This window comes from Labrys okinawensis, from assembly GCF_002982075.1.
In the GTDB taxonomy this organism is placed as follows: domain Bacteria; phylum Pseudomonadota; class Alphaproteobacteria; order Rhizobiales; family Labraceae; genus Labrys; species Labrys okinawensis_A.
The window spans coordinates 99,676-124,341 of sequence record NZ_PUEJ01000015.1 but is presented as its reverse complement, the minus strand read 5'-3'; the positions used below and the strand labels follow the sequence as shown (position 1 = coordinate 124,341).

Here is a 24,666-nt window from a genome sequence, read left to right as displayed (position 1 = left end):
GAGGGGGATGACGCTCCTGGACTTGAAATCAGGCTCGCCCCTCCAGTATGGACTGCTCTGGAGCTGAATTGGGGGTGCCATGAGTCTTGGCCTGATCGCCCTTCTCGACGATGTCGCCGCTCTGGCGAAGGTGGCTGCGGCATCGCTGGACGATATTGCCGGTCAGGCCGCCAAGGCGGGCGCCAAAGCCGCCGGTGTCGTCATCGACGATGCCGCCGTCACGCCGCGCTACGTCACCGGATTCGCCGCCAAACGGGAATTGCCGATCATTGGCAAGATCGCCGCCGGTTCGCTCAAGAACAAGCTTCTGATCCTCCTGCCCGCCTCGCTTGTGCTCAGCCTGTTCGCACCGCAAGCGATCACCCCCCTGCTGATGCTCGGCGGTGTCTATCTGTGTTATGAGGGCGTGGAGAAGATCTACGAGCTCGTCGTGCCCCACGCCGCCCATCAGCATGAAGCGGAGCTCGCTTCGATCAACCCCAATGCGCAGTCCTTCGAGGACCAGAAAGTCGCGAGTGCGATCAAGACGGACTTCATTCTTTCGGCCGAGATCATGGCCATCACGCTCGGTTCCGTTCCCGACAGCGGCTTCGTGGCGCAGGCCGTTATCCTGGCCGTCGTCGGTATCGGCATTACGGCCGCGGTCTATGGCGCGGTCGCCCTCATCGTCAAGGCCGACGATCTCGGTGTGGCGATGGCCAGGACTGCCTCTTCTTCGCCTGCGGGCAGGCCGTTGCGTGCAATGGGCCGGGCGCTCGTGGTGGGAATGCCTTATTTCCTGAAGGCGCTCGGCCTCGTCGGCATCGCCGCGATGATCTGGGTCGGCGGCGGCATCATTCTGCACGGCTTCGAGGCCTACGGCCTTGGCGCTCTCAGCCATCTTCTCCACGAGGCCGCCGAAGCGGCCGCGCACAGCCTGCCGGCAGCCGGCGGAGTGGTGTCATGGCTGGTCCAGGCCGCGGGCTCGGGACTGGCCGGGATTGCCGTGGGACTGGTGACAATTCCGGTAATCAGCTATGTCGTCGCGCCGATCTGGCGCCGCTTCAAGCCGAAGCCTCGCAGCGCCTGACATCAAGAGCTGGTTCTCATCCACCCGGCCATTCCACAGGCCCCGGCGGCCCCCTGCCGGGCGCCTCACAGATGCTCGGCCTCTCGGCGATGTATCGGCCCGGAATTCCTGCTCGAGCACCAGGGGGCTTTTCTTTTGGCGCTCGTTCTTGTTCGGCTTGGTCCTGATGCCCCGACGGATGAAATCCGCCGGCCCAACACCTTGTTTTATCTCTCAGCCTGCCGAACCGTTCGCCGGGCGAAGACGGAGAATGCCGGACCGTTGACGTGCTGAGGCTCGTCATGGGCGACGCGCAAATCGTCGAACCCCAGGATGCCTAGAACCGCCAGAAGGTCTTCCTTCTCCATCCAGTAATGTCGATTGACCGGACCGCCGCAATATGCCGATTTCTTCCATGCGCCGTAATAACTGCGCTCATGCAATCTGACAGTCATGCCGCGAAACGCGACTTCTTCGCAAATTTCCTGGTAAGGGGGCTTCTGTGACTTGAACGGCACCCGCCTGAGATCTTGGGGCGGCATCGATGTCTCGTCGAAATAATGCGTCCAGACATAGATCGCGTCCGTCCTGGCCGCCAGCAGCTCGAGTAATCGCAGCGGCTCTTCCATGTGGTAGAGAACTCCGCACGCAACGATGAGGTCATAGGGCGGGTCCTTTCGTTCCAGCCATTTGACGAAGTCACCGAGGTGAAAACGGGCGTGCTGCAGCCTGAAGATCTCCTTGGCGATCAGGCAGCGCAGGAAAGCCTTCTTATTGGCTTCCACGGCATCGAGGACCTCCGGACCGAGTCTGTCCAGCATCCTGGAATGGGACGCTTCCAGAGGTCCCAATTCGAGAACGCGCCGGCCGGCAATGGGCCCGAATTGTTCGAGGGCCCAATGGATCCTGCCATCCTCGTGCATATGGGCGGGGCCCGCCTGGATACCCAGTTCCGACGGGAAGGCATGATTCCAGCCCGGAATCAAATCGACGGCATTCTGCGGCGAAGGCTCGGAGAAAACATATCCATCGGTCAAATGGAATTCTTCGATATCTTCTTTCGATTTTGCCGGTCGTACACGGCGGAAAATCTGCTGAAGCGGATTGGTCATCTCGTCCTGCGCTGTAGAAGCATTCGCTTCCACGTTGTCGGTTTAGGTCTGGCTGTCAATCGCATCTGCGTCAATTTTATCCCGCTTACCCAGTCAATTCACCGAAGCAAGTGCTTTGGCCAATCCGCACGGCTGCGAAACGACCTGACCTTGCGAAAGCGGAGCGTCTTGGACCGTCCATCTCACGATATGCCGTGATGGCGTGTCCACAGGCGCAGATGATCGACCAGCGCCCGCAGCTTCGCCGGCTGGCGCTGGCGGCGCGGGTAATAGAGATAGAAGCCGGCAAAGGGGGGGCCGAAGGCCTCGAGCAGCGGCACGAGGTCGCCGCGATCGAGATAGGTGCGGAAGGTGTCGTAGACGCCGAAGGTGATGCCGGCACCGGCGCGGGCCAGCCGAATCATGGTGGCCATGTCGTTGGTCGTCACCTTGGGCTCGACGGCGATCTCGAAGTCGCGGCCATTCTCGGTGAACTCCCAGCGATAGGGGGCAAGGTCCGGCCGGGCGCGCCAGCCGATGCAGTCATGGGCCAGCAGATCGCGTGGATGCTGCGGAGCGCCGCGGCGGGCGAGATAGTCGGGGGAGGCCACCGCCAATTGCCGCTGCTCGCCCGAGACCGCAATGGCGATCATGTCCTGTTCGATCACTTCGCCCAGCCGCACCCCGGCATCGAAACCGGCCCGCACGATGTCGTCTTCCTCATCCGTCACCGTAAGGTCGAGCCGGATGCCGGGATAGGCCTGCAGGAACCCCGTCAGAGCCGCGCCGGACAGGAAGGTCTCGGCAATCGAAGAGACGCTGATCCGGAGCGTGCCGGTCGGGCGCCCGCGTTCGTCCTGAACCGCCCGCAGCGCCGTATTCACCTCCGACAAGGCCGGTCCGACGGCCTGGCAGAGCTGTTCACCCGCCTCGGTCAGGCGCACGCTGCGCGTGGTGCGCTGCACGAGGGCGACGCCGAGGCGATCCTCCAGGCGCTGCAGGCCCTGGCTGACGGCCGAGCGGGTGACGCCCAGCCGCTCGGCCGCGAGGCGGAAACTGCCGGCCTCCGCGACAGCGATAAAGGTGGAGATGCCTTCGAAAATATCTGCCATTGGTTAGATAATCTAACCAGGTTATTTCCGATTGGCAACTCGATCGCTCCAATCGATCGGTCTAGGGTGTTTTCCAGCGAAGCCGACCGTCGGCTGCGCATGAAACAGGCCCCTGACGCGAGGAGGATGGCGATGGTCCATCGCAGCGTTGCCGGACGGATTGCAATGCATGGGGTGATCCCGATCCTGCTGGCAGGAACGAACCCGGCACCGGCCACGGACACGCGGGCTCCCGCCCGGGGGCAGATCACCGAAAGCGAAGCGAAGATGACTGAACACGCCTATGTGGGAATGTGGGTCACGGATGACGGCTATGTCCGCCAGGAATTGCTGCCGAACGGACGCTACGACGAAGCACGCGGCAGCCGCAGGAGCGCCTATCGCGGCCGCTACGAGGTTCGCGGCTCCCACATCGATTATTGGGACGACACCGGCTTCACCGCGGATGGCCAATTCGTCGACCGCGACACGCTGCATCACGGCGGCATGGTGTTCCGGCGCCGCTGAGCGGCCGCCGGCCCGGAGCCCCGCGCTCCGATCGAGAGCGAGGATATAGATATGACAATCCAAACACCGGTCTGGTTCATTACCGGGGCCTCTTCGGGCCTCGGCCGGGCCTTGGCCGAGGCCGTTCTTGCCAGGGGATGGCGGGCGGTCCTCGCGGCAAGGAGGACGGAGGCCCTGGCCGATCTTGCCGCCGCCCATGGCGGGCGAGCGCTCGCCATCGAACTCGACGTGACCGATGCCGGCGGGATCGACCGAGCCGTCGCAACGGCCGAGGCCCGGTTCGGGCGCGTCGACGTCGCCGTCAACAATGCCGGCTATGGCTATCTGGCGGCGATCGAGGAGGATGAGGACGCGCAAATTCGGGCTCAGTTCGAGACCAATGTCTTCGGCCTGGTCGGCGTCACCAAGAGGATATTGCCCGGCATGCGGATGCGCCGGAGCGGGCATATCGTCAATATCTCCTCCCTTGGCGGCCTCGTCGCCTTCGCGGCGACCGGCTACTACCACGCCACCAAATTCGCTGTGGAGGCGCTGTCGGAATCGCTGGCGCAGGAGGTCGCACCGCTCGGCATCAAGGTGACGATCGTGGAGCCGGGTGCCTTCCGCACCGACTGGGCCGGCCGTTCCATGGTCGAGGCGCCCACTGTCATCGCCGACTATGCCGAGACCGCCGGCCGGCGTCGCGAGCAGACCCGTGCCATCTCCGGCCGGCAGCCCGGCGATCCCGCCCGCGCGGCGCTCGCCATCATCAAGGCGGTCGAGGCGCCGGAACCGCCGCTGCGCCTGCTGCTTGGCGCGCCGGCCCTGCGCATCGCCCGCGAGCGGCTGGAGGCGCAGCGGCACAATTTCGAGAGCTGGGCCGAGACGACGCTGAGCGCCGATTTCCCCGAGCCGGCCAAGGCCTGATGCCGCTCCGCGAGCGGACATGAAACGAAGGATCATGAGATGAGTGCAATTGCAGGAAAAGTCGTGGCCATCACCGGCGCCAGCAGCGGTATTGGCGAAGCCAGCGCGAGGATGCTGGCCGCAGCGGGCGCCAAGGTGGTGATCGGCGCGCGCCGCACCGACAGGCTGGAGAAGCTTGCCGCGGCGATCGCGGCCAATGGCGGCGAGGTGAGGGTACGTGCCCTCGACGTGACCTCGCAGGCCGAGGTCGCCTCCTTCGCCGGTTTCGCGCGCCAGGCCTTCGGGCGGCTCGACGTGATGGTCAACAATGCCGGCGTGATGCCGCTCTCGCCCCTGGCGGCACTGCGCCTGGCGGAATGGGACCGGATGATCGATGTCAACATCAAGGGCGTGCTTTACGGCATCGCCGCGGCGTTGCCGATCATGGAAGATCAGGGGGCGGGCCAGATTGTCAACGTCTCCTCGATCGGCGGCCATCACGTTTCGCCCACCGCTGCGGTCTATTGCGCCACCAAATTCGCGGTGCGGGCCATTTCGGATGGGCTGCGCCAGGAAACGGACCGCATCCGCGTGACGGTGATCTCGCCTGGCACTACCACCTCCGAGCTCGCCGACTCGATCGGTGACCCCACCGCGCGGGAAGCGATGAAGGCGTTCCGCGCCGTTACCATCAGCCCGGAGGCCGTGGCCGCCTCGCTGCTCTATGCGATCGGCCAGCCCGACGACGTCGATGTCAGCGAGATCGTGGTGCGGCCGACGGCGAGCCCGCATTGAGGAAAGGCTTCATTTGCCGGCTATTGAGCTTGGCTATTTCGCAGCCTTCACATAGCGCCTCAGCTGCTCCAGGCTGAGCGCGCCGAAATAGACGTCATGGCCGATCACGAAGCCGGGCGTGCCCTGGAGCTGGAACAGGCGGGCGGCGACGTCGTTCCTCGCCAGCATGGCGTCGATCTGCGGGCCTCGCGCGGCAAGTTCCTTGTCGAGCCTGACGAGGTCCACGCCGGCCTTGCCGGCCGCTTCGCGCACGGCATCCTTGTCCATGGTGCGCGGCAGGGCGAAGAGGGCGGCATGCACCGCGCCATACTTGCCCTGCCAATTGGCCGCGAGCGCCACCCTGGCGGCATGGACCGAGGCCTCCCCGAAGATCGGCCATTCCTTGATCACCAGCCGGATGTCCTTGTTTTCGCGCAGGAGGGCGTCGAGGCGCGATTGCATCACCCGGCAATAGGGGCAGCGGTAATCGGTGAACTCGATGATGGTGACCTTGCCCTTGGGATTGCCGAGCACGGGGGAGGAGGGATCGGTGATGATGTCGTTCACGTCGATGTCGGCGGAGGCCGCACGGGCGCCGCCCGGCCAGGGCGCGAGGCTGAGAAGGCCGATGACGAGGAACAGGAAGGCCGCGAGAAGCGGGGGCGGGACACGCCGAGATGCCATGATGGGTCCTTGCGATCGCAATCGCGCGCTCACACGCGTTTTGCCGTGGCGGGCGCCAGGCCCGCGGCCCGATTCGACGGGCTGCCGGCACTCTCCATGCCGCCGGCCTTCTACGCAAATCACAGATGCGCCAGTGGGAATTGCATTCGCGTGAACGGCTGGCCGCTCCACGACACCGATCATGGAGGCGGAAACCCGCCAGGGCGGCCCGTGATGCATTCCGCTCGAATGAGGCCGGCGGACCTCCGCGGCGCAGGCTTTTCAATTTTCGGAACGGGGTCGGATTCGGAACCCCGGAGGTCGGTACTGGGGCGGATCGCAAAGGTATATCGGGGCACTATGACGTAGGGGCGTGGCTATTGGGACTCGCAGACGTCGAAATCCCGGCTGGCAGACGATGAAGCGCCCGCGTCAACGGGGGAGGAACGATCGTCTTGTCGCGCGCAATGCTTCGTGGATCGGATTCTGGTGTTTTCTGGCCAGCGCTTATTATTGTCGTTGGCTTCGTATTATGGGGAACGCTGTTCCCCGCCAGCCTGACAAGTGTCGCCACCGCGACGCTCAACGGCATCATCCATACCTTCGGCTGGAGCTTCGTCGTTTCGACGGCGTTCTTTCTCGTCTTCGCAGGCTTCCTGGCCTTCAGCCGCTTCGGCCGGATCAAGCTCGGCCATGACGACGAGAAGCCGGAATTCTCCACGGTCTCCTGGGTCTGCATGATGTTCAGCGTCGGCATGGGCATCGGCCTGATGTTCTGGGGCGTCGCCGAACCCGTGTCGCATTTCGGTGCGCCGCCCCATGGGCTCGCCCAGCCGCAATCGAAGGAAGCGGCGATCGTGGCGATGCAATATGCCTATTTCCATTGGGCCCTGCATCCCTGGGCGATCTATGCCGTCGTCGGCCTGGCGCTGGCCTATTTCAGCTATCGCCGCGATCTGCCGACCCTGATGTCCAGCGCCTTCCAGCCCTTGATCGGCGACAGGGTGCACGGCCCGATCGGCCGCACCATCGACGTGCTGGCGATCATCGCCACTCTGTTCGGCACCGCGACCTCGCTCGGCCTCGGCGCGCAGCAGATCAATTCCGGCATGAACTATCTGTGGGGTACCGGCGAATCTCCAACCATCGCCCTCTCCATCATCGCCGTGCTTTCGGTGCTCTTCATCCTCTCGGCGGTGTCCGGCGTCGGCCAGGGCATCCAGTTCCTCAGCAACATGAACATGGTGATCGCGGTCCTGCTGCTGTTCTTCCTGGCAGTCTTCGGCCCCACCGTGTTCATCTTCGATACGCTGATCGAGTCGCTCGGCTATTACCTCAGCGATCTCGTCTCGATGTCGTTCCGCACCGCCGCCTTCAGCGACGGCAAATGGCTGGCCAACTGGACCATCTTCTATTGGGCCTGGTGGATCTCCTGGGCGCCCTTCGTCGGCGTGTTCATCGCCCGCATCTCGCGCGGCCGCACCATCCGCGAGTTCGTGGTCGGCGTGCTGCTGATCCCCAGCGCCGTCACCTTCATCTGGTTCACCATCATGGGCGGCACGGCCCTTCATTCGGAACTGATGGGCGCCGGCGGCCTGGTCGAGGCGGTCAAGGACCAGGGGGCGCCGGTATCGTTGTTCGCTCTGCTGGCGCAATACCCGATGGCGACGGTGACCTCGACCATCGCCATGTTCCTGGTGGCGATTTTCTTCGTCTCCGGCGCGGACGCGGCCTCGGTGGTGATGGGCATGCTTTCCAGCAGGGGCGCACCCCACCCGCAAGCCGGCATCGTGGTGCTCTGGGGCCTGCTCGCCGGCGCCTCGGCCTGCGTGCTTCTGGTGATGGGCGGGCTCGCCGGCCTGCAGACGGCCTCCATCATCGCCGCCGCTCCCTTCCTTCTGGTGATGATCGGCCTGTGCGTCTCGCTCTGGAAGGGGCTGCTGGATGAACTGGAGACGCATGCCGTCCTGCACGATGCCAAGGCGGTGCAGTCGGCAGAATAGGCAGGCCGATTTTGCGGGATGCGGATGGGCGGGCAGAACCCGCCCGTTTTCGCGAGCAAGACCAGCCGCTGGCTACTTAGCGGCCACGCCGACCAGCGTGTCGTAAATGAAGGCCGTCCCTTCCTTCAAGGATTTGACGGCGATGCGCTCGTCATTGCCATGCATGCGCTCCAGCGTTTCATTGTCCAGCGGGTAGGGATAGATGCCGTAGGTCGGGATGCCGCGGTCTCGCCAGGCGGAAGCATCCGTGCCGGCCTCGAACAGGGCCGAAACCACCGTGGCTTCAGGCCATGTCTTCTTGCCGGCCGTTTCGAGAGCCTTGAAGAGGGGCGTGTCGGTCGGGGATGCCTGGGCTTCCGTGCGCTTCTTGTAATAGGCCTTGGCGTCGGCTTCCGACAGGGTGGTGTCGACGCTGATCTTGATGGCCGGATCGGCGATGGCCTTCTCGACCTGGCTCCGCACATCCCAGGGCGTCGAGCCCGGAACGAGGCGCACATTCACATAGGCCTCCGCCGTCCCGGGAATGACGTTTTCCTTCACCCCGGCCTTGATGATCGTCGTCGCCACCGTGTTGCGCATCAGGGCATGCCAGAGCAGCGGATAGTCGCCGGTGGCGGACACGCGTTTTCCGGCCTTCTTCAGCGCCGACGCATCGCTGCTGGAGGCCAGCGTCTCAAGATCGCGCTTCATCTGCCCGGTCGCGCTCGAGGCGAGGGCCTGAAAATAGGCCCTGGTCTGGCCGGTGAGGGTGGGCTCGGTGTCCCATACCGACAATTTCGCCAGGGCCCGAGACAGTTTGCCGACGGCGCTGTCGGGCTGCGGGCGCGAGGAATGCGTCGGGGTACCCGTCACCTTGAGCCTGAGGCCGGCATAGATCTTATCGCGCGTCGTGATGTTGACCTGCCGGGTGACGCCCTTCTTGTCTTGGAAGATCCAGCCCCCTTCGTTCAAGACGAATTCGGCATCGATCTTGTCCCAGTGATTTTTCGCCAGCCAGTCGGTGCCGTAGTCGCCGGCTTCTTCATCGGCCTCGGCCAGGAAGATCACATCCCGCGACAGCGCCACGCCGCTCTTCTTGAGCTGGAGAAGGGCCTGGACGAACACCGCCTGTCCGCCCTTGAAGTCCATGGCGCCCCGGCCGAGGACATAGCCGTCCTTGATCTCGCCGGCGAAAGGATCGACGCTCCAGGTGTGCCGTTCAACCGGCACCACATCCGAGTGTGCGGCCAGAAGTACCGGCTTCTTGCTGCCGTCGCCCTTCAGACGGGCGATGAAATGAGCCACTCCGTCCTTGGGCGTCTTGATGATCTCATTGTCGATGCCGGCATCGTCGAAGACCTTTTTGAGGTAGGTGACTTCCTCCAGCGTTCTTCCCGGCGGGTTGGACGTGTCGAAGCGCAGAAGCTGTTGAAGAAGCTCCACGGTCTTGTCGGATTCTTGCGCTGCAAGTGGGGAGGTTGAACCTATAAGGTTGGCGACACCAAAAACTGCCAGGCAAACTGAAAGAATAGGTGGACCCAATTTCATAACTTTTCCTCTTGGTATTCTGATTTTTGGTGGATCTTGCTCCTCTTTCCGGGGCTCTTGCTCACCCTAGCTCAAAAATCTTCTGCGACAAGCGGCGATAAATCGATACAACACGCTTGTCTCGGCCGTGCTGGTGCGAGGTAGGCCGTCGTCTGGCGGCTGAGCACCCCTCCCTACTGCACACGACCGCCCTGCCGCCGAATGCCGCCACACTTGTTACTCCCACCTCTGCGCCTTCCGGTGGCACTCTCTTCTCACCGATGACAAGCCAGCGGCGTGCCTGTGCACCCCGCGCACGAGGCGCGACAGGCGCCCGGAGAAGGAGATTTGCGATGACGGCATCAGCCGGAAACGGACGAAACGAGGCTTCAGGCATGCATACGCCGCTGGTGGTATCGCCTCAGGATTGGCACGCGGCGCATGGGCGGCTGCTGGCGATGGAAAAGGCGCATACCCGCGCCCGCGATGCCCTGGCGGCACAGCGTCGCCGCATGCCCTGGATGGCGGTGGAGAAGGCCTATGTCTTCGAAGGGCCGCAGGGGCGGGCGAGCCTTGCCGAGCTGTTCGAGGGCCGCAGCCAGCTCATTGCCTATCGCGCCTTTTTCGAGCCGGGCGTGTTCGGCTGGCCCGATCATGCCTGCCGGGGCTGCTCGATGGTGGCCGACCAGGTCGCCCATCTCGCCCATCTCAATGCCCGCGACACCACGCTGGTCTTCCTCTCGCGGGCCCCGCAGGGCGACATCGCCAGGCTGAAGCAGCGCATGGGCTGGACCATGCCGTGGTACACCGTGCTCGACGATTTCGACTGGGATTTCGGCGTCGGCGAATGGCACGGCACCAATGTGTTCTACCGCGACGGCGACAGGATCTTCCGTACCTATTTCGTCAACAACCGCGGTGACGAGCAGATGGGTGGCACCTGGAACTATCTCGACATCACCCCGCTCGGCCGCCAGGAATCCTGGGAGGACTCGCCCGAAGGCTATCCGCAGACGCCGCCCTACAAATGGTGGAACTGGAACGATGCCTATGTCGAAGGCGCGGCACCCGACAAGCGTTGGGTGGAGGTCTCGGATGCGGGTGAGGCGGCCTTCCGTAAATAGGGGCGGTGGTCGATGGGGGTGGTTTCCCTTCCATCGAGGAAGGGAACGGCATCGGCGCGCCGATCTATGCCTTGCCTGTGCGGGACTCTGCCTGCCGTCTTGCCAGGGGCGGCGGGCATCCGCATGATCGCGCGGCAAGGAGGCCGATATGCCCAACGAGATCACGCTGAGCGAATTGCTGCGCCAGGAGGCGGTGCTCACCTTTCCGGCCTTCGACAACGACACCGCCATCGATCTGGGCACGCTGGCGCTCGGCATCGCCCGCGAGCGCACCTTGCCGGTGGCGATCGATGTTAGCCGCAACCGCCAGCAGCTCTTTCATGCCGCCCTGGCCGGCACGTCGCCGGACAATGACCAGTGGATCGCGCGCAAATCGGCAGTGGTCTATCGGTTCGGGCATTCCTCCTTCTATATGGGCCAGTCGACGCCGCCGGGGGGACCCTCCTTCTATGATCGCTTCATGGTCGATCCCAAGGAGTATGCCGCCCATGGCGGCAGCTTTCCCATCATCGTGGAGGGCACCGGCCCAGTCGGCGCCATCACCATATCGGGCCTGCCCCAGCAGGCCGACCATGAACTGGTGGTGGAGATCATCGCCCGCTTCCTCGATCAGCGCTTCGGCAAAAAGGCGCTGTAGCGCTCCTCCAGACCGCGGCCGGTGTCGGCCTGACCCCGGATCACGCTCGGGGACAGCCTTGATCGCGATCCGGCACGATCTGGCGGCACCTTGGCGCATGGCAAGGGCCTTGAGCCACAGGCCGCGCCCATGCGATGGGTGTTTTGTCGGAGCAGCGTCGACGCCAGCTCCGCGGTTCCGATCGAAAGCCCCCGCGATGCGCGTCACCATCTATCACAACCCGGCCTGCGGCACCTCGCGCAACACCCTCGCCATGATCCGCCAGTCGGGCGAGGAGCCGGTGGTGATCGAGTATCTCGGCGCACCGCCCTCCCGGGACAAGCTCGTCGCCTTGCTGGCTGCCATGGCGATGCAGCCGCGTGACCTGCTGCGCGAGAAAGGCACGCCTTACGCTGAGTTCGGCCTGGGCGACCCGACATGGAGCGACGAGCAGATCATCGACTTCATGCTGGCGCACCCGATCCTGATCAACCGGCCCATCGTCGAGACGGCGCGCGGCACACGGCTGTGCCGCCCTTCCGAAGCGGTGCTCGACCTCCTCGACCAGCCGGTCGCGCGCTTCGTCAAGGAGGATGGCGACGTCGTGACCTATCGCCGGACCTGATCGAGGCACGCCCCGAACCATGCATGCGGAACGCTCGCCCCTTGCGGCCATCATCGCCCTGGGTGTCACCCAGATCATCGGCTATGGCACGCTCTATTACAGTTTCAGCATCCTGGCCGCCGATATGGCGAAGGGCCTGGGCTGGACCACGGAATGGGTATTCGGTGCGCTGTCTGTCGCACTGCTGATCGGCGGCGCCACGGCGCCCTGGGTCGGCCGGCTGATCGACATGATCGGGGCAGGCCGGGTGATGGCGGTCGGCTCCCTCGCCGCTGCGGGATCACTGGCCGCTTGTGCCTGGGCGCCCGGCGGCGTGGCCTTCGTGGCGGCGCTGATCGTGATGGAGACGGCCTCTAACCTGGTGCTTTATGGCGCCGCTTTCGCCCTCCTGGTGCAGATCCGGCCTCGCGCGGCCCAGCGCAGCATCACCTATCTCACCTTGATCGCCGGTTTTGCCTCCACCGTGTTCTGGCCGGTGACCACCGCCCTGCATGAGCGGATGAGCTGGCAGGGCGTCTATCTCGTGTTCGCCGGCCTCAATCTCGCGGTCTGTTTTCCCCTCTATGTCTGGCTTTCGCTTGGCCTGTCGAAGCAGGGCGGCGCGGCGGTCGGCCAGCAGCCGGCCGTGACGGGGCTGCTCGCGCCTGCCCAGCGCCAGGCGGGCTTGCGGCTGATGATCGTGGGGTTTGCCGCGCTCTCGCTGGTGGTTGCGGCCATCCTGGTCCACATGATCCCGCTGCTGTCGGGCCTCGGGCTCGGCGCGTCGGCGGCGGTGATCGGCACGTTGTTCGGCCCGTCCCAGGTGCTCAGCCGCCTGGTCAACATGGTGTTCGGGCGCAATTTGCCGCCGATAGGCCTGGCGTTGATTGCGGCCACCCTGATGCCGGCTTCCGTGGCGCTGCTTGCCCTTACCGCGCCCTCCACCACGGGTGCGATGGTGTTTGCGGTGGTGTTCGGCCTCGGCAACGGATTGTTCAGCATCGTGATCGGCACCCTGCCGCTGGCTTTGTTCGGCAGCGAGGGCTATGGCACGCTGCAGGGCAAGGTGATGGCCGCCCGCCTGATCGTGGCCGCGATGGCGCCCTTTGCCTTCGCCTTTGCGCTGACCTCCATCGGCGCCGGCCTGTCGCTCGCGGTGACGGCCTTGATGGGCGGGCTGGGCGGAGTGTCCTTCCTGGCGATCCGCTTTCTGGTGGGGCGCCCCGGCTGACAGACATCGCCGGCGAAACTGCAGGGAAACCGTCCAAGGACGCCAATTCCCATTTTGGTTCCTTAATACCTCCCGCCTGGTTCGCCTTGCCCGGCAACCGCAATGCAGTACAGCACAATTCTCCGGCACCTGCATGCCGGTCCGCTGTGACGGATTGGCAACATGATACCATAAATCTTCTGCTTTCCCTCCGTGGCAGGGGGAATCTTATTGCGCGAATTAGCGAAGTATATGCAACCTATGGTTGGGTTCGCCCAACGCAGTCCATCCCGACATACAGCTTGTGCAACCGTCAGCCCGGGCCGACGGCAAGGAGGAGCTATGTGCCGGAAGTCAACAAGATAATCTTGGAAGGTCGTTTCGATGTCTCTTAAACCCCTCCTGCTCGGCGCAGTTGCCAGCATCGCCGCAATCGGCGCTGCCCAGGCCGCCGATCTGCCCATGACCAAGGGCGAAGCCGTTGAATATGTGAAGGTTTGCTCGGCCTTCGGCCCGGGCTTCTTTTATATTCCCGGCACCGACACCTGCCTGAAGATCGGTGGTGAAATCCGCGCCGACTACCGCGTCTTCGGCGGGGATTCGGGCTATCGCCTGGTAAACGGCAACAACACCCAGCGTTTGCGTTCGGCCAAATTCGGCAGAAATGACGACCGTTCCGCCTTCAACACCCAGGGACGTATCTGGTTCGACGCTCGCACCGAGACCGAATGGGGCCTGTTGCGCTCCTATTTCCAGATCAATGCCGACTCGCATCCGATCAGCAGTCAGGGACGTGGCGGCACTTACAACGGCAACCGTTTCTCGATCGACAAGGCCTTCATCCAGTTCGGTGGCCTGACGGCGGGTTATGCTCACTCCTTCTTCGGCTTTTACGACAATGATTTTGGCGACACCATCTGGGCGCCCTATTATGCCGAGAGCAACACCGTCAACCTGCTCGCCTACACCGCGGAGTTCGGCGGCGGCTTCAAGGCCACCCTGTCGATCGAGGACGGTCGCGACCATCGCGTCGACAATTGGATCGGAACGGCTCTTCTCCAGGCCGTCGCGTCCCAACAGGGTGCCGGCCCGGTAAGCATCGGGCGCTATCAGGGGGGGCAGCAGGTTCCCGACGTCGTGGCCCAGCTGCGCTTCGACCAGAGCTGGGGATCGCTGGCGGTGCAGGGCGCCCTGCATCAACTGCGCACCGCGACGGAGACGACTCTGACGGCCGGCGGAACCACCCAGACGCTCACCATTGGCCACGATGACAAGTGGGGCTATGCGGTCGGCGGCAGCGCGCTGATCAAATTGCCGTTCATCGATGGCGGGCATTTCGTGGTTGAAGGCCAATATGCCAGGGGAGCCCTCGATTATCTTGGCGCCAACAATGCCTTCTTCGGCACGGGGCCTGGCGATCTGTTCCCGACCATCGGTACGGGGCAGGTGGTGACCAGCAACGGTACGTCCAAGGGTTGGTCAATCGTGGCGGAACTCGGCGGCAACATCACTCCCGTCCTGAACGCCAATCTGGTTGGCAGCTATATCGACATGAAGGGCGATAATCTGCTCTCCCAGTTCGATTATAGCGCCAAGGAATACACGATCGCCGGCAATCTGACCTACACGATCGTCAAGGGCCTGACCGTGGCCGGCGAAGTCGCCTACACCCATTCCAAAGTCGAGTTTTCCAACGCCAGCCAGAGCCTTGGTGCCAGCGCCGGTGCCTGGCAGACCGGTGTGCGCCTGAAGCGCACTTTCTGACGAACTGTCCGGTCTTGGTCGGCCAGATAGGCGTTGTTTAACTCCAAGACCACGAACTGGATGGCCCGGGCTTCGTCCGGGCCATTTTTCATTCATGTGACCTGCTCATTCATACGGGCGTCCGCTACCAAGGCATTTGCGGGCGGGTGGTATGATTGCTTGAATGCCGAGGTCGGGGCGATTCGAAAGGACGGAGAATGGCTGCCCGCTTGACGATCGAAACGGAGCTGGTACGCCGTCTGGTCGATCGCCAGTTTCCGGACTGGGCCGATCAGCCGGTCCGGCCGGTCGAGCGCAATGGCTGGGACAATTCCACCTTCCGCCTGGGCACCGACAAGAAGGTGCGCCTGCCGACCGCCGCCCCCTATGTGCCGCAGGTGGAGAAGGAGTGGCGCTTTCTGCCTCGGCTGGCTCCACACCTGCCATTGCCGATCCCGGCCCCGCTGGCCCTCGGCCGCCCGGCGGAGGGCTATCCCTATCCCTGGTCGGTCTATCGCTGGATCGAGGGCGAGCCGGCCGTGTTCGAGCAACTCGCCGATCCCGCCGGATTCGCCGTCGACCTCGCGCAGTTCCTGCTGGCGCTGCAGCGCGCGCCCCCGGAGGGGCCGTCCGCCGGCGTGGATAATTTTCACCGCGGCGGCGCGCTTTCCTTCTATGACGCCGAGACGCGGCGTTGCCTCGACCAGCTCGCAGGCGAGATCGATGCCGCTGCGGCGGGTCGGGTCTGGGAGGCGGCATTGGCGGCGCGGTGGCAGCGGCCTCCCGTCTGGGTGCATGGCGATATCGCCGTCGGCAACCTGTTGCTGCACGAGGGACGGTTGAGCGCCGTGATCGATTTCGGCAGCAGTGCCATCGGCGATCCCGCCTGCGACCTGGTGATCGCCTGGACCTTCCTGCGGGGCGGAAGCCGCGCCGCTTTCCAGGCGAAACTGGCGGAGCAGGCAGGATTTGACCACGGCATCTGGGCCCGCGCCCGCGGCTGGGCCCTGTGGAAGGCGCTGCTCATCTGCTGCGGCCATGGCAGCACCCTGCCGACCGAGCGGCCGGCCCGGGAGGTGATCGCCACCGTGCTGCAGGAGCATGCCGCAAGCGATCGTGATTGAGCGACCCCGGCAGTCGGGCCTGTCATCCCCTTCCCGCCGCCTGCGGCGGCGCCGGGAATGACAGGTCAAGCTTTGCGCCCCCGGTATCAGTGGTGGCTCGGGCCCTCGACTTTCACCTCATTGCCCTTGGCATCATAGAGCTTGCCGTTGAGGAAATAGTCGCCCTCATGCAACATGGAGATATCCTGGTAGCGCAAGGTGCGCTCCATGCCGGCCACGAACACTGACTGCCGATCGGAATTGCCGGCCCTCAGATGGTTGAACACCAGGTTCAGGGTGATCGCCATCAGCGCGGCCGAACTGATGCCGGAATGGAAGATGGTGACGAACCAGGACGGGAAGTGCTCGTAGAACTGCGGGGCGGCGATCGGGATCATGCCGAAGCCGATCGAGGTCGCCACGATGATGAGGTTCATGTTGTTGGCGTAGTCGACCTTGGACAGGGAGCGGATGCCGCTGGCTGCCACCGTGCCGAACAGCACGATACCGGCGCCGCCCAGAACCGCGGGCGGTACGGCCGCGATCACCCGCCCCATCACCGGCAGAAGGCCCAGCGTCACCAGGATGAGGCCGGCGGTCGCCACCACGAAGCGGCTCTTGATGCCGGTGACCGCGATCAGGCCGACATTCTGGGCAAAGGCGCTCTGGGTGAAGGAGCCGAAGATCGGTGCCAGGGTCGAGGAGAGCATGTCGGCGCGCAGGCCGTCGCCGAGGCGGCGCGAGTCGACCTTGGTGCCGATGATCTCGCCGACCGCCAGGATATCGGCCGAGGTCTCGACCAGGGTCACGATGATGACGATGAACATCGAGACGGTGGCGGCGACGCCGAAGGTCGGCCAGCCGAAATGGAACAGGCTGGGCAGGGCCGCGGTGGGGCCGGTGGCAACCTTGGAGAAATCGGTCATGCCGAAGGCCATGGCGACCGCGGTGCCGATCACCATGGACAGCAGGATCGACAGGCGCGAAATGGCGGCATTGCCGAGCTTGCTCAGGAGCAGCACGATGCCGAGCGTGGCGCCCGCGAGCGCGATATTGGACACGCTGCCGAAATCGGCGGCCTTGGGATTGCCGCCCATGGCCCAGCGCGCCGCCACCGGCATCAGCGTGAGGCCGATGGTGGTGATCACGATGCCGGTGACGAGAGGCGGGAAGAACTGGGTGATCTTGGAGAACACCGGCGTGATGAGAAGCCCGAGCAGGGAGGCTGCCATCACGGCGCCGAGCACGGCCGGCAGGCCGTCGCCCGTGGGGCTGACGACGATGGCCACCATGGTCGCGACGCCGGCAAAGGAGACGCCCTGCACGAGAGGCAGCCGGCAGCCGAACAGGGGCAGGCCCAGGGTCTGCAGGATGGTGGCCAGGCCCCCCGCGAACAGCGAGGCGGTGATCAGCATGCCGACTTCCTCGGGCGCCAGGCCGGCCGCCTGGCCGACGATCAGGGGCACGGCAACGATGCCGCCATACATGGTCAGGACGTGCTGCAGACCATAAGCAAGGTTGGCGCCGATGCCCAGATTCTCGTCTTCGGGGCGCTGCAACGCAGGGGCGGCGGTGCCGATGGATGTTGAACTCAAGCCGGTTTCCTCCTTCATGCTTTCTTATCGAATGCAATTCCCGGACCAGACGGGCGCGGGCCGCGTCGCGATGGGCGGCCAGCCCGTGCGGGGAATGGCCCGCAAGCAAACGGGGACCTAGCCCGCTGTTCATCGTCCGCGCGAAGGCGCAGGCAATGGCAAACAGACATGACGTAGCGAATAGGGTGCCGCGCCCTTTCAGGGGCCTCAGGCGAAGGAGTGCAGCGTTCCGGTCTCCCTTGGCCAGCATGCACCCGAAGAATTGAATTAGCTCTATTGATTGCAGCTATGATCCATCAGGGTAGAGGCCGCTGGAAGTAAGCCCCAATCGGAAAGACTTCCGCGCCAGATGTGATAATGCCTGTGTAGCGTGGCAGGCAGGCTACCGCGAATATTGCCGCATTGGCGTGAATACGATGCGGCTACTCGACTGGCGCAACCAGGGTCCGAGCCGGATCTATCAGATTGAACGACAAGCTGCGATGTTAAGGCAAAAAACGCTGAAGCGTAACCGCTTCTTTGTTCCGGTGCTTTGATTCGAAGCCCCCGGTCGATTGCCGCTTTTCCCGCGCCGCAAGGGGCTCCGGGAAGATCAGCGCCCGGAGGCGAACCACCAGCGGCTCTTGTTGCGCGAGGCGATCTGGCTGTTCGCCTTGCCGTTGCCGGTGACGACCACCAGCCTGTTGACCTCGCCGTTGCGATAGGCGCGCAGGAAGCGGGCATAGTCCTTGAAGGACACGCAGCCATTCGAATCGCCGCGCGGCCCGAGCATGTAGGTGTGCGCCAGCAGGCCATCGCGCCCGAGCACGGTGCCCGAGCCGTTGGCAGGGATCATGCGCAGGGCGGCAACGCCATGGAACAGGGCCTCGCGCGGCCTGAGATCATAGGTCTGGGGCGGCGTGGCGCCCCGGTTCTTCACATGCACCGAGGCGGGATCATCGAGATAGGGGCCGAGTCCGGAATGGGCTTCGAGCCTCTCGCCATTGGGCATGAACACCGTGCGGGCGGAGATGTCGTAGATGGCGGTGCGATTGCCGGCCATCGGACGCGACAGGGGCGGCTCGATGGCGGGCCGGTCGAGGGGGCGCCCCTCATCGGGCGCGATGGAGGCCAGGGCCGTCAGGGGAATGGCCGGACGGGTGGGCGGCAGCGGGACGAGATCGGCCGGATCGCTTCCGGCCAGGCCGGTGTCGATCGGGCTATCGCCGGCGGGACGGATCGGCGGCAAGGGCAGGGTTTCGGCAGCGGCATCGGGCAGGCTGCCCGTGACGACGACATCCGGAGCCGCCTGTTCCGCCGGTGGCGAGGGCAGGGCCGCGACCGTCTGCACGGAACGAATGACCGGGAGGGCCTCGTGCGTGCCGTCGTCATCCGGGGCAAAGGACATCAGGCTGGCCATTACGGGTGCGGACGGGTGAATGCGTCCGCCTGCGGCAGGCAGGCGCACGCCTTCCGCGATTTCGGGACCGGTATTGCCGGCTGCCGGTGCGGGCGTAGCGGCGGCAGCTTCGTGTTCCGGCGGCCGCGGCGCCGGCCGCAGCACGCCCGCCTGCACCAGGGCCTTGGGGGCGGAGGGATCTTCGGCACGCAGATGAAGATGGGTGGGTTTGGAAGCGGAGACCATCGAGGGTGCCACCAGCGCGACCGCCGTCCAGGCTGCGGCAACGGTCCCGAAGCACAGCCCGGCGAGCGCAATCCAGCCGGCGGTATTCCGGCGAGGCCTGCGGCCTCGGACATAGCTGCCGGTGGGACGGGCGTGGGTCATGTTACTCGCTTCCGGACGGCCAGGCGCCTTGCGGCGCGAGGACCCAAGCGTTTTGCGATTTGGTGGAATCACCAAGAATCGCAAAACGCGTCGAACCAAAGAGCTAGAGCAAAAAAGCGTTCACGCCTGAACGCGCTTCGCTCTAGGGGTGGGTACTGAATGCGGTTGCCGGCGAGGAGGAACGCCTCGCGCCGTCGATCCGCCGATCGACCCGCAAATCTTTGCCCAATCTTGGTAACCAAACCCTTTACGCTCGGGCCCGGACTGTCCCGTTCGCGCGATTGTGCGGATGGCTGGCTGAGCACCTGGGAGTGTCAGCCTCGCAGATCCATCGGATGATGGAGCGGGCCGACATCCTGGTGGCCGGCAAATGCTTCGTTTCCGAATGTCAGCGGGGGGCTGACACTCCGCGTTAGCGGCGCCCTTCATGCAAACGCGGATGTCGGATCAGACGATTCCCGGCACGCCCTCCGGCGGCACCGAAAGCAGGGCCGCCAGCGTGTTGAGGCCCTGGCGCAGGGCCTCGTGGCTCGGCGCGGCGCCGAGCGAGATGCGCAGCGCCGCCGGCGGGGCCCCGACGGCGAAGGCCGCGCTGCCGACCAAAGCGAGCCCGGCCTTGCGCGCGACCGCGCTGAGATCGGCCCCGATCCAGGCCGATGGCAGGCTCAGCCAGAGATGGTGCGCATCGGCGGCCGCACGATAGGTAAAGCCGTTCAGCGCCGTTGCGGCGATGGCCTGGCGCGCGTGGTTCTCGCGGCGGATCGCGGCCGTCAGGCGGGCCATCGTGCCGTCCTTGATCCAGACGGTCGCCAGACCGGCCATCAGCGGGGGCGCCATCAGGTTGATGATCCGGGTCTGGGCCGTGATTTCGAGCGCCTCCGCCTGCCCCGGTGCGACGACATAGGCCAGCCTCAGGGCGGGTGTCGCGCATTTGGACAGCGTGGCGATGTGCCAGCTCCGCTCGGGGGCGAGGGCTGCGAGCGGGGCCGGCGCGTGTTCGGGCAGTGCGCCATAGGCGTCGTCCTCGATGAAGGCGATGCCGTGCTCGCGGGCGATGGCGACCAGGGCCTGCCGGCGGCCCGCGGGCAAGGTCGCGGTCGTCGGGTTGTCGAGCGTCGGCACGCAATAGAGCGCTTTCGGCCGTTGCGTCCGGCAGAGCGCCTCGAAATCGTCGGGCAGGAGGCCGTCACCGTCGGTGCGTACCGCCGCCAGCCTCACGCCGCAGCGGGCGGCCACGGAGCGCAGGCCGGGATAGGTGACTTCCGGCGCCGCCAGCACCGATCCCGGCTCGAGCAGGGCTGACACCACGGCGAACAGGGCCGCCTGCGAGCCCGAGGTCACCACCAGCCGCTCGGGTGCGACCGGCCCGAGACGGGACGCCAGGAAATGCGCGCCGGCTGCACGGTCACCGGGAATGCCGGCATTGTCCTGATAATGCAGCCGCGCCAGCGCATGGGGAGAGGCGAGGACGGCCGCGACACCGTCGGCGATGGCCTCGCGCAGTCCGGCCTCGGCCGGCTGGGGCGGCATGTTCATGCTCAGATCGATCAGGGCCATCGCCTCGGCCGGGCGGGATTCGTCGACGACGACGCGGGCAGGCGCGATCCGGGATGGGCTGACGATGGTGCCGCGCTTGGTATTGCCCTCCACCAGCCCGGCGCGGCGGACCTCGTTGAAGGCCCGCGTCACCGTGGTGAGGTCGACGCCGAGCGCCTTGGCGAGCTGGCGCTGCGGCGGCAATTGCACGCCCGGTGCCAGGCGTCCCGAGCGGATGTCCGCCGACAGCGCCTGGGCGATGGCGAGATATTTGGGCGCGTCGCGGGTCAGTTCGGCGGGAAGCCAGAATGCCGCAGTCGAATTGTCTTGCATTTGTATGCCTACAATATTACAAAAGGCGTGCCAATCGGCCCAGAAAAATCGCCAAATTTCTCGATATCGGGCCGATCCTCTTGATTCTTGATGGCAGGATACCCATATTTGTATGGAATTTCAATCCATACATTCTGTCGGGACGAAGGAGCCCTTCGATGGAACAGCAATCGGCAGCTTCGCAATCGATCTGGCGCTGCGGCATGCGCGGCCGCTGCCCGCGCTGCGGACAGGGCAAGCTCTTCAACGGCTTCCTGACGCTCGCTCCCAAATGCAATGCCTGCGGGCTCGATTATTCCTTTGCCGATCCGGCGGACGGGCCTGCCTTCTTCGTGATGATGACCATGGCCTTTCCGGCCACCGGCTTCGGCATGTGGATGGAACTGAGCTTCGAGCCCCCGCTCTGGGTGCATTTCGTCACCACGCTGCCTTTCCTGCTGCTGTCCTGCATTCCCATCCTCCGCCCGATCAAGGGCGTGCTGGTGGCGAGCCAATATATCAACAAAGCGGAGGAGGGGCGCCTGGTGCCGCCGGACGAAGCCCTGGGCGAGCCGCCACGCCTGGCCCGGCAGAGCTGACGGGCCTGGTTGCCTCACCCGGTTGTAATGAGCCAGAATAGCGCACTTTCTCTATCTCTTTGTTTTGACGCGTTTTCCTAATCGAAAGGTCTGTCAGCCTTTCTGGAAGACGCTTTGGGCTCGACGCGTGAAACAGAGGGGCTCGCCTTATGTATTCGTCCTTGGCCGTTCCGCTGTCGCCGCGCGATTTCCATGACCGGATCTATGCCGGAGAGATTGTCCGCTTCGGCGAACTCTCGCCGATGCAGGCCTTGGTAGCCTTCACGCGAGGCCTCTTGGAAGAGGCCTTCTTTCCGCACCGGCCGCCCGAGATTCATCGCCATCTAAGCCATGACCGGCAGGTCGAGGAATTTTCCCGGCTGCAGAAGGCGTTCGTCCAATCCCAGGAGGTCAAGCGTCTGTGGAGCGACGTCTTCGCAACGCTCGGCCTCGATCCGGAAAAGCTCGCGCGCGACCGGCTGCATCTGCGCTTCCAGCCTCATCAGGAGCCCGCCGCAAACCTGCCGAGGGCCCGCAGCACCGCCACCATCGCCTTTCACCGCGACACCTGGGGCTCCAACCTCTATGCGCAGACCAATTGGTGGGCGCCGATCTATCCGATCACGGCCGGGCGCACTTTCGCGATCTATCCCGATCTGTGGAGCCGGGCAGTGCCCAATACCAGCGCTTCCTTCGATCTCGAGGCCGTGCTGGCCCGTGCCAAGATCGCGGGCCGCCATGCCGTCGATGCCGACGACGCCATTCCGCATCTGAACGGGTCCGTGGATGTCGGATCCGTCGAGCCGGTGGTGATCGAACCGGGCGAGGTGATCGCCTTCTCCAGCGCGCATGCCCATGCCGGCGTGCCCAACAGCACCGATTTCACCCGTATTTCGCTGGAAACCAGGACGCTCTGGATCGAGGATGTCGAGGCTGGACGCGGCGCCCCCAATGTCGATGGCGACGCCCCCTGGATGGCGCCCGGCTGGTTCCGGCGCGTCAGCGACGGCACCAGGCTGACGGAGCTCCTGGGCCTCGACGCCCTCGAGCCTTATCGCCGCGAAAATCCGGTGACCTGACGATCCCGGAACGCAGGCCTCGTCAGGTCGGCTGCTCGGCCTCATGCCGGTTGCGATGACCGCTCATCGAAGCCCCGGCATTGTAGGGCAGCTTGGCGTTCACCGGCGAAGCCAGCAGGGAAATTGCGGTGACGAACAGGAACGCCATCGAGAAGTCCGTGAGCGTGGCGTGCTCATGCCCCAGCACCAGCTTGGAGCCGGTCAAGGCGAGGGCGCCGGCGCAGATGCCGAAGGACAGCATCAATTGCTGGAAGGTGGTGTAGAAGCTGTTGGCCGAGGACGTGCGGGTCGGCGGAATGTCGTCGTAGCACACGGTGTTGTAGGCGGTGAATTGCAGCGACATCGAGAACCCGCAGACCAGCAGCACGGCAAAGATGGCCCAATGCGGCCAGTCCGGGCGGAACAGGGCGCAGGCTGCGTAGAGCATGCTGGAAAACACGCTGTTCCAGATCAGCGTGGTGCGGAAGCCGAACCGCTTGAGGATCGGCTTGGCCGCCGCCTTCATCAGCATGGAGCCGCAAGCAGTGGCGAAGGTGAGCAGGCCGCTCTCCACCGCCGACATGCCGAAACCGATCTGCATCATCAGCGGCAGCAGGAAGGGCTGGGCGCCTTGCGTGATGCGCGACAGCGAGCCGGCGACCAGCGAGATGCGGAAGGTGCGCACCCGCATCAGGCTGAGGTCGAGGATCGGGGCGAAGTCGCGCGGCTTGCGGGCGTGGACGACATAAATGGCACCGCTGACGACGCCGATCACCAGGAGAGCGATGGCGAGCGGCGCTTCGCCGGCGCTGCCGCGGCTGGTCATTTCGAAGCCGAACAGCAGGCAGGCGAGTGAAATGCCCGAAAGCACGAAACCTTTCATGTCGAAGGGCTCGCGCTTGTCTTCCTTCATGTTGGGAATGAAGATCTGGGTGAGCACCAGGCCGAGCAGGCCGATCGGGATGTTGATGTAGAAGATCCAGCGCCAGTCGAGGAAGGTGACGATGAAGCCCCCGACCGGCGGGCCGAGGATCGGGCCGATCAGCGCCGGCACCAGCAGCCAGCCCATGGCGGAGACGAGGTCCGATTTGTCGACGGTGCGCAGCAGCACGAGGCGACCGACCGGCACCATCATCGCCCCGCCAGCGCCTTGTAGCAGCCGCGCGGCGACCAGGACGGGCAGGGTCGGCGCCCAGGCGCACAGGATCGAGCCCAGCATGAACACGGCGATGGCGATCGAGAACACGCTGCGGGCGCCGTAGCGGTCGGCGATCTTGCCACTGGCGGGGATCAGCACGGCTAGGCTGAGCAGATAGGAGGTCAGCGCGATGCTCATATGCGCCGGCGAAACGTCGAAGGAGTTCGCCATGGTCGGCAGGGCAGTCGCCAGGATGGTGGCGTCGAGCTGTTCCATGAACATGGCGCTGGCAATGATCAGCGCGGTGGTTCTGAAATTGGGCCGTGCCATTCGAGGCATCGGGCCGGCGGTCACTTCGGACATTGGAGCAGGCAATTCATGACAAGGCCCGTCCCGAGGGGCGGGCCAAAATGGTGGCCGACTCGAATGCCGGTCATGACGCTTGGTTGGTTATAGGCATGCTTTTGTTCTGACGAAATGGCAAAAGTAGGGAGAGACAACATATAGTTTCGCATAGCTGAATCGCACTGCGTGAGATGCACGCCCATTCTGGGGCTCGCTTGCTCCTGCTGACCACGGACCAAGATCTTATCCAAACGTATAAGACATTATCCCGAGGGATTGTTCTTCTCAAAAAAGAGTAAGATTCTTTCGAAAATTTTGCTGTTTTCGCGAATGAACGATGCTTTCGCGCT

At 64.7% G+C, this 24,666-nt stretch carries 21 protein-coding genes; 13 read left to right on the top strand and 8 right to left on the bottom strand.

Going from position 1 to position 24,666, the window contains the following annotated elements; all coding sequences use genetic code 11:
- The first annotated feature begins 79 nt into the window (after positions 1-79).
- Complete coding sequence (locus C5L14_RS28550; RefSeq protein WP_105865446.1) at positions 80-1,069, top strand: DUF808 domain-containing protein; 990 nt, start codon at positions 80-82, stop codon at positions 1,067-1,069.
- 206 nt (positions 1,070-1,275) lie between these two features.
- Here the strand turns inward: C5L14_RS28550 and C5L14_RS28545 are convergent, their stop codons facing one another.
- Together C5L14_RS28545 and C5L14_RS28540 are read right to left on the bottom strand one after the other, a co-directional pair.
- Positions 1,276-2,160, bottom strand: coding sequence for a class I SAM-dependent methyltransferase (locus C5L14_RS28545; RefSeq protein ID WP_105865445.1), 885 nt, complete (start codon positions 2,158-2,160; stop codon positions 1,276-1,278).
- Positions 2,161-2,342: 182 nt separating this feature from the next.
- Entirely contained in the window at positions 2,343-3,251 is a 909-nt protein-coding gene (locus C5L14_RS28540; RefSeq protein WP_105865444.1) for a LysR family transcriptional regulator, read from the bottom strand.
- A 132-nt stretch (positions 3,252-3,383) separates the two neighbouring features.
- On the opposite strand from C5L14_RS28540, the gene C5L14_RS28535 reads away from it, so the two are divergent.
- From C5L14_RS28535 to C5L14_RS28525, 3 genes are read left to right on the top strand one after another with little or no spacing between them, the layout of a single operon-like run.
- A complete protein-coding gene (locus tag C5L14_RS28535; protein WP_245443633.1) occupies positions 3,384-3,758 on the top strand; it encodes an Atu4866 domain-containing protein in 375 nt (124 codons plus the stop codon).
- 51 nt (positions 3,759-3,809) lie between these two features.
- Positions 3,810-4,664 (top strand): oxidoreductase, encoded by an 855-nt coding sequence (locus tag C5L14_RS28530; protein WP_105865443.1) that lies wholly within the window; start codon positions 3,810-3,812, stop codon positions 4,662-4,664.
- 39 nt (positions 4,665-4,703) lie between these two features.
- The gene (locus tag C5L14_RS28525; RefSeq protein ID WP_105865442.1) at positions 4,704-5,438 is read left to right on the top strand and encodes an SDR family oxidoreductase; all 735 of its coding nucleotides are present in this window, start codon (positions 4,704-4,706) and stop codon (positions 5,436-5,438) included.
- Positions 5,439-5,471: 33 nt separating this feature from the next.
- Here the strand turns inward: C5L14_RS28525 and C5L14_RS28520 are convergent, their stop codons facing one another.
- Positions 5,472-6,101, bottom strand: a complete 630-nt coding sequence (locus C5L14_RS28520) for a DsbA family protein (protein WP_181161370.1) — start codon at positions 6,099-6,101, stop codon at positions 5,472-5,474.
- A 446-nt stretch (positions 6,102-6,547) separates the two neighbouring features.
- Between C5L14_RS28520 and C5L14_RS28515 the strand changes: the two genes are divergently transcribed.
- Positions 6,548-8,083 carry a BCCT family transporter gene (locus C5L14_RS28515; RefSeq protein WP_105865440.1) on the top strand — a complete coding sequence of 512 codons (1,536 nt, stop codon included), beginning with the start codon at positions 6,548-6,550 and terminating at the stop codon, positions 8,081-8,083.
- 72 nt (positions 8,084-8,155) lie between these two features.
- On the opposite strand, the gene C5L14_RS28510 is transcribed toward C5L14_RS28515, so the two are convergent.
- On the bottom strand, positions 8,156-9,505 hold the full coding sequence (locus C5L14_RS28510) for a M20/M25/M40 family metallo-hydrolase (protein WP_245443631.1): 1,350 nt from the start codon (positions 9,503-9,505) through the stop codon (positions 8,156-8,158).
- A 437-nt stretch (positions 9,506-9,942) separates the two neighbouring features.
- Here C5L14_RS28510 and C5L14_RS28505 point away from each other — a divergent pair, with 437 nt between their 5' ends.
- The 6 genes from C5L14_RS28505 (at position 9,943) to C5L14_RS28480 (ending at position 16,010) form a co-directional block, all read left to right on the top strand.
- Positions 9,943-10,713 (top strand): DUF899 domain-containing protein, encoded by a 771-nt coding sequence (locus C5L14_RS28505; protein WP_105865438.1) that lies wholly within the window; start codon positions 9,943-9,945, stop codon positions 10,711-10,713.
- A gap of 148 nt (positions 10,714-10,861) precedes the next feature.
- Positions 10,862-11,350, top strand: coding sequence for a heme-degrading domain-containing protein (locus C5L14_RS28500; RefSeq protein ID WP_105865437.1), 489 nt, complete (start codon positions 10,862-10,864; stop codon positions 11,348-11,350).
- Positions 11,351-11,546: 196 nt separating this feature from the next.
- A complete protein-coding gene (arsC, locus tag C5L14_RS28495; protein WP_105865436.1) occupies positions 11,547-11,954 on the top strand; it encodes an arsenate reductase (glutaredoxin) in 408 nt (135 codons plus the stop codon).
- Positions 11,955-11,973: 19 nt separating this feature from the next.
- Positions 11,974-13,164 carry an arsenite efflux MFS transporter ArsK gene (gene arsK / locus C5L14_RS28490; protein WP_105865435.1) on the top strand — a complete coding sequence of 397 codons (1,191 nt, stop codon included), beginning with the start codon at positions 11,974-11,976 and terminating at the stop codon, positions 13,162-13,164.
- A gap of 363 nt (positions 13,165-13,527) precedes the next feature.
- On the top strand, positions 13,528-14,907 hold the full coding sequence (locus C5L14_RS28485; RefSeq protein WP_105865434.1) for a porin: 1,380 nt from the start codon (positions 13,528-13,530) through the stop codon (positions 14,905-14,907).
- A 197-nt stretch (positions 14,908-15,104) separates the two neighbouring features.
- On the top strand, positions 15,105-16,010 hold the full coding sequence (locus tag C5L14_RS28480) for an aminoglycoside phosphotransferase family protein (protein WP_105865433.1): 906 nt from the start codon (positions 15,105-15,107) through the stop codon (positions 16,008-16,010).
- 86 nt (positions 16,011-16,096) lie between these two features.
- Here C5L14_RS28480 and C5L14_RS28475 read toward each other — a convergent pair whose 3' ends face one another.
- The 3 genes from C5L14_RS28475 to C5L14_RS28465 form a co-directional block, all read right to left on the bottom strand.
- A complete protein-coding gene (locus C5L14_RS28475) occupies positions 16,097-17,584 on the bottom strand; it encodes a nucleobase:cation symporter-2 family protein (RefSeq protein WP_210203302.1) in 1,488 nt (495 codons plus the stop codon).
- Between the two features lie 592 nt (positions 17,585-18,176).
- Entirely contained in the window at positions 18,177-19,349 is a 1,173-nt protein-coding gene (locus C5L14_RS28470) for a DUF2778 domain-containing protein (RefSeq protein WP_245443629.1), read from the bottom strand.
- Positions 19,350-19,796: 447 nt separating this feature from the next.
- Positions 19,797-21,218, bottom strand: coding sequence for a PLP-dependent aminotransferase family protein (locus C5L14_RS28465; protein WP_105865431.1), 1,422 nt, complete (start codon positions 21,216-21,218; stop codon positions 19,797-19,799).
- Positions 21,219-21,376: 158 nt separating this feature from the next.
- Here C5L14_RS28465 and C5L14_RS28460 point away from each other — a divergent pair, with 158 nt between their 5' ends.
- Complete coding sequence (locus tag C5L14_RS28460) at positions 21,377-21,796, top strand: DUF983 domain-containing protein (RefSeq protein ID WP_105865430.1); 420 nt, start codon at positions 21,377-21,379, stop codon at positions 21,794-21,796.
- Positions 21,797-21,945: 149 nt separating this feature from the next.
- On the top strand, positions 21,946-22,854 hold the full coding sequence (locus tag C5L14_RS28455; protein WP_105865429.1) for a hypothetical protein: 909 nt from the start codon (positions 21,946-21,948) through the stop codon (positions 22,852-22,854).
- A 22-nt stretch (positions 22,855-22,876) separates the two neighbouring features.
- On the opposite strand, the gene C5L14_RS28450 is transcribed toward C5L14_RS28455, so the two are convergent.
- Positions 22,877-24,301, bottom strand: a complete 1,425-nt coding sequence (locus tag C5L14_RS28450) for a DHA2 family efflux MFS transporter permease subunit (protein ID WP_245443627.1) — start codon at positions 24,299-24,301, stop codon at positions 22,877-22,879.
- Between the last annotated feature and the right edge of the window lie 365 nt (positions 24,302-24,666).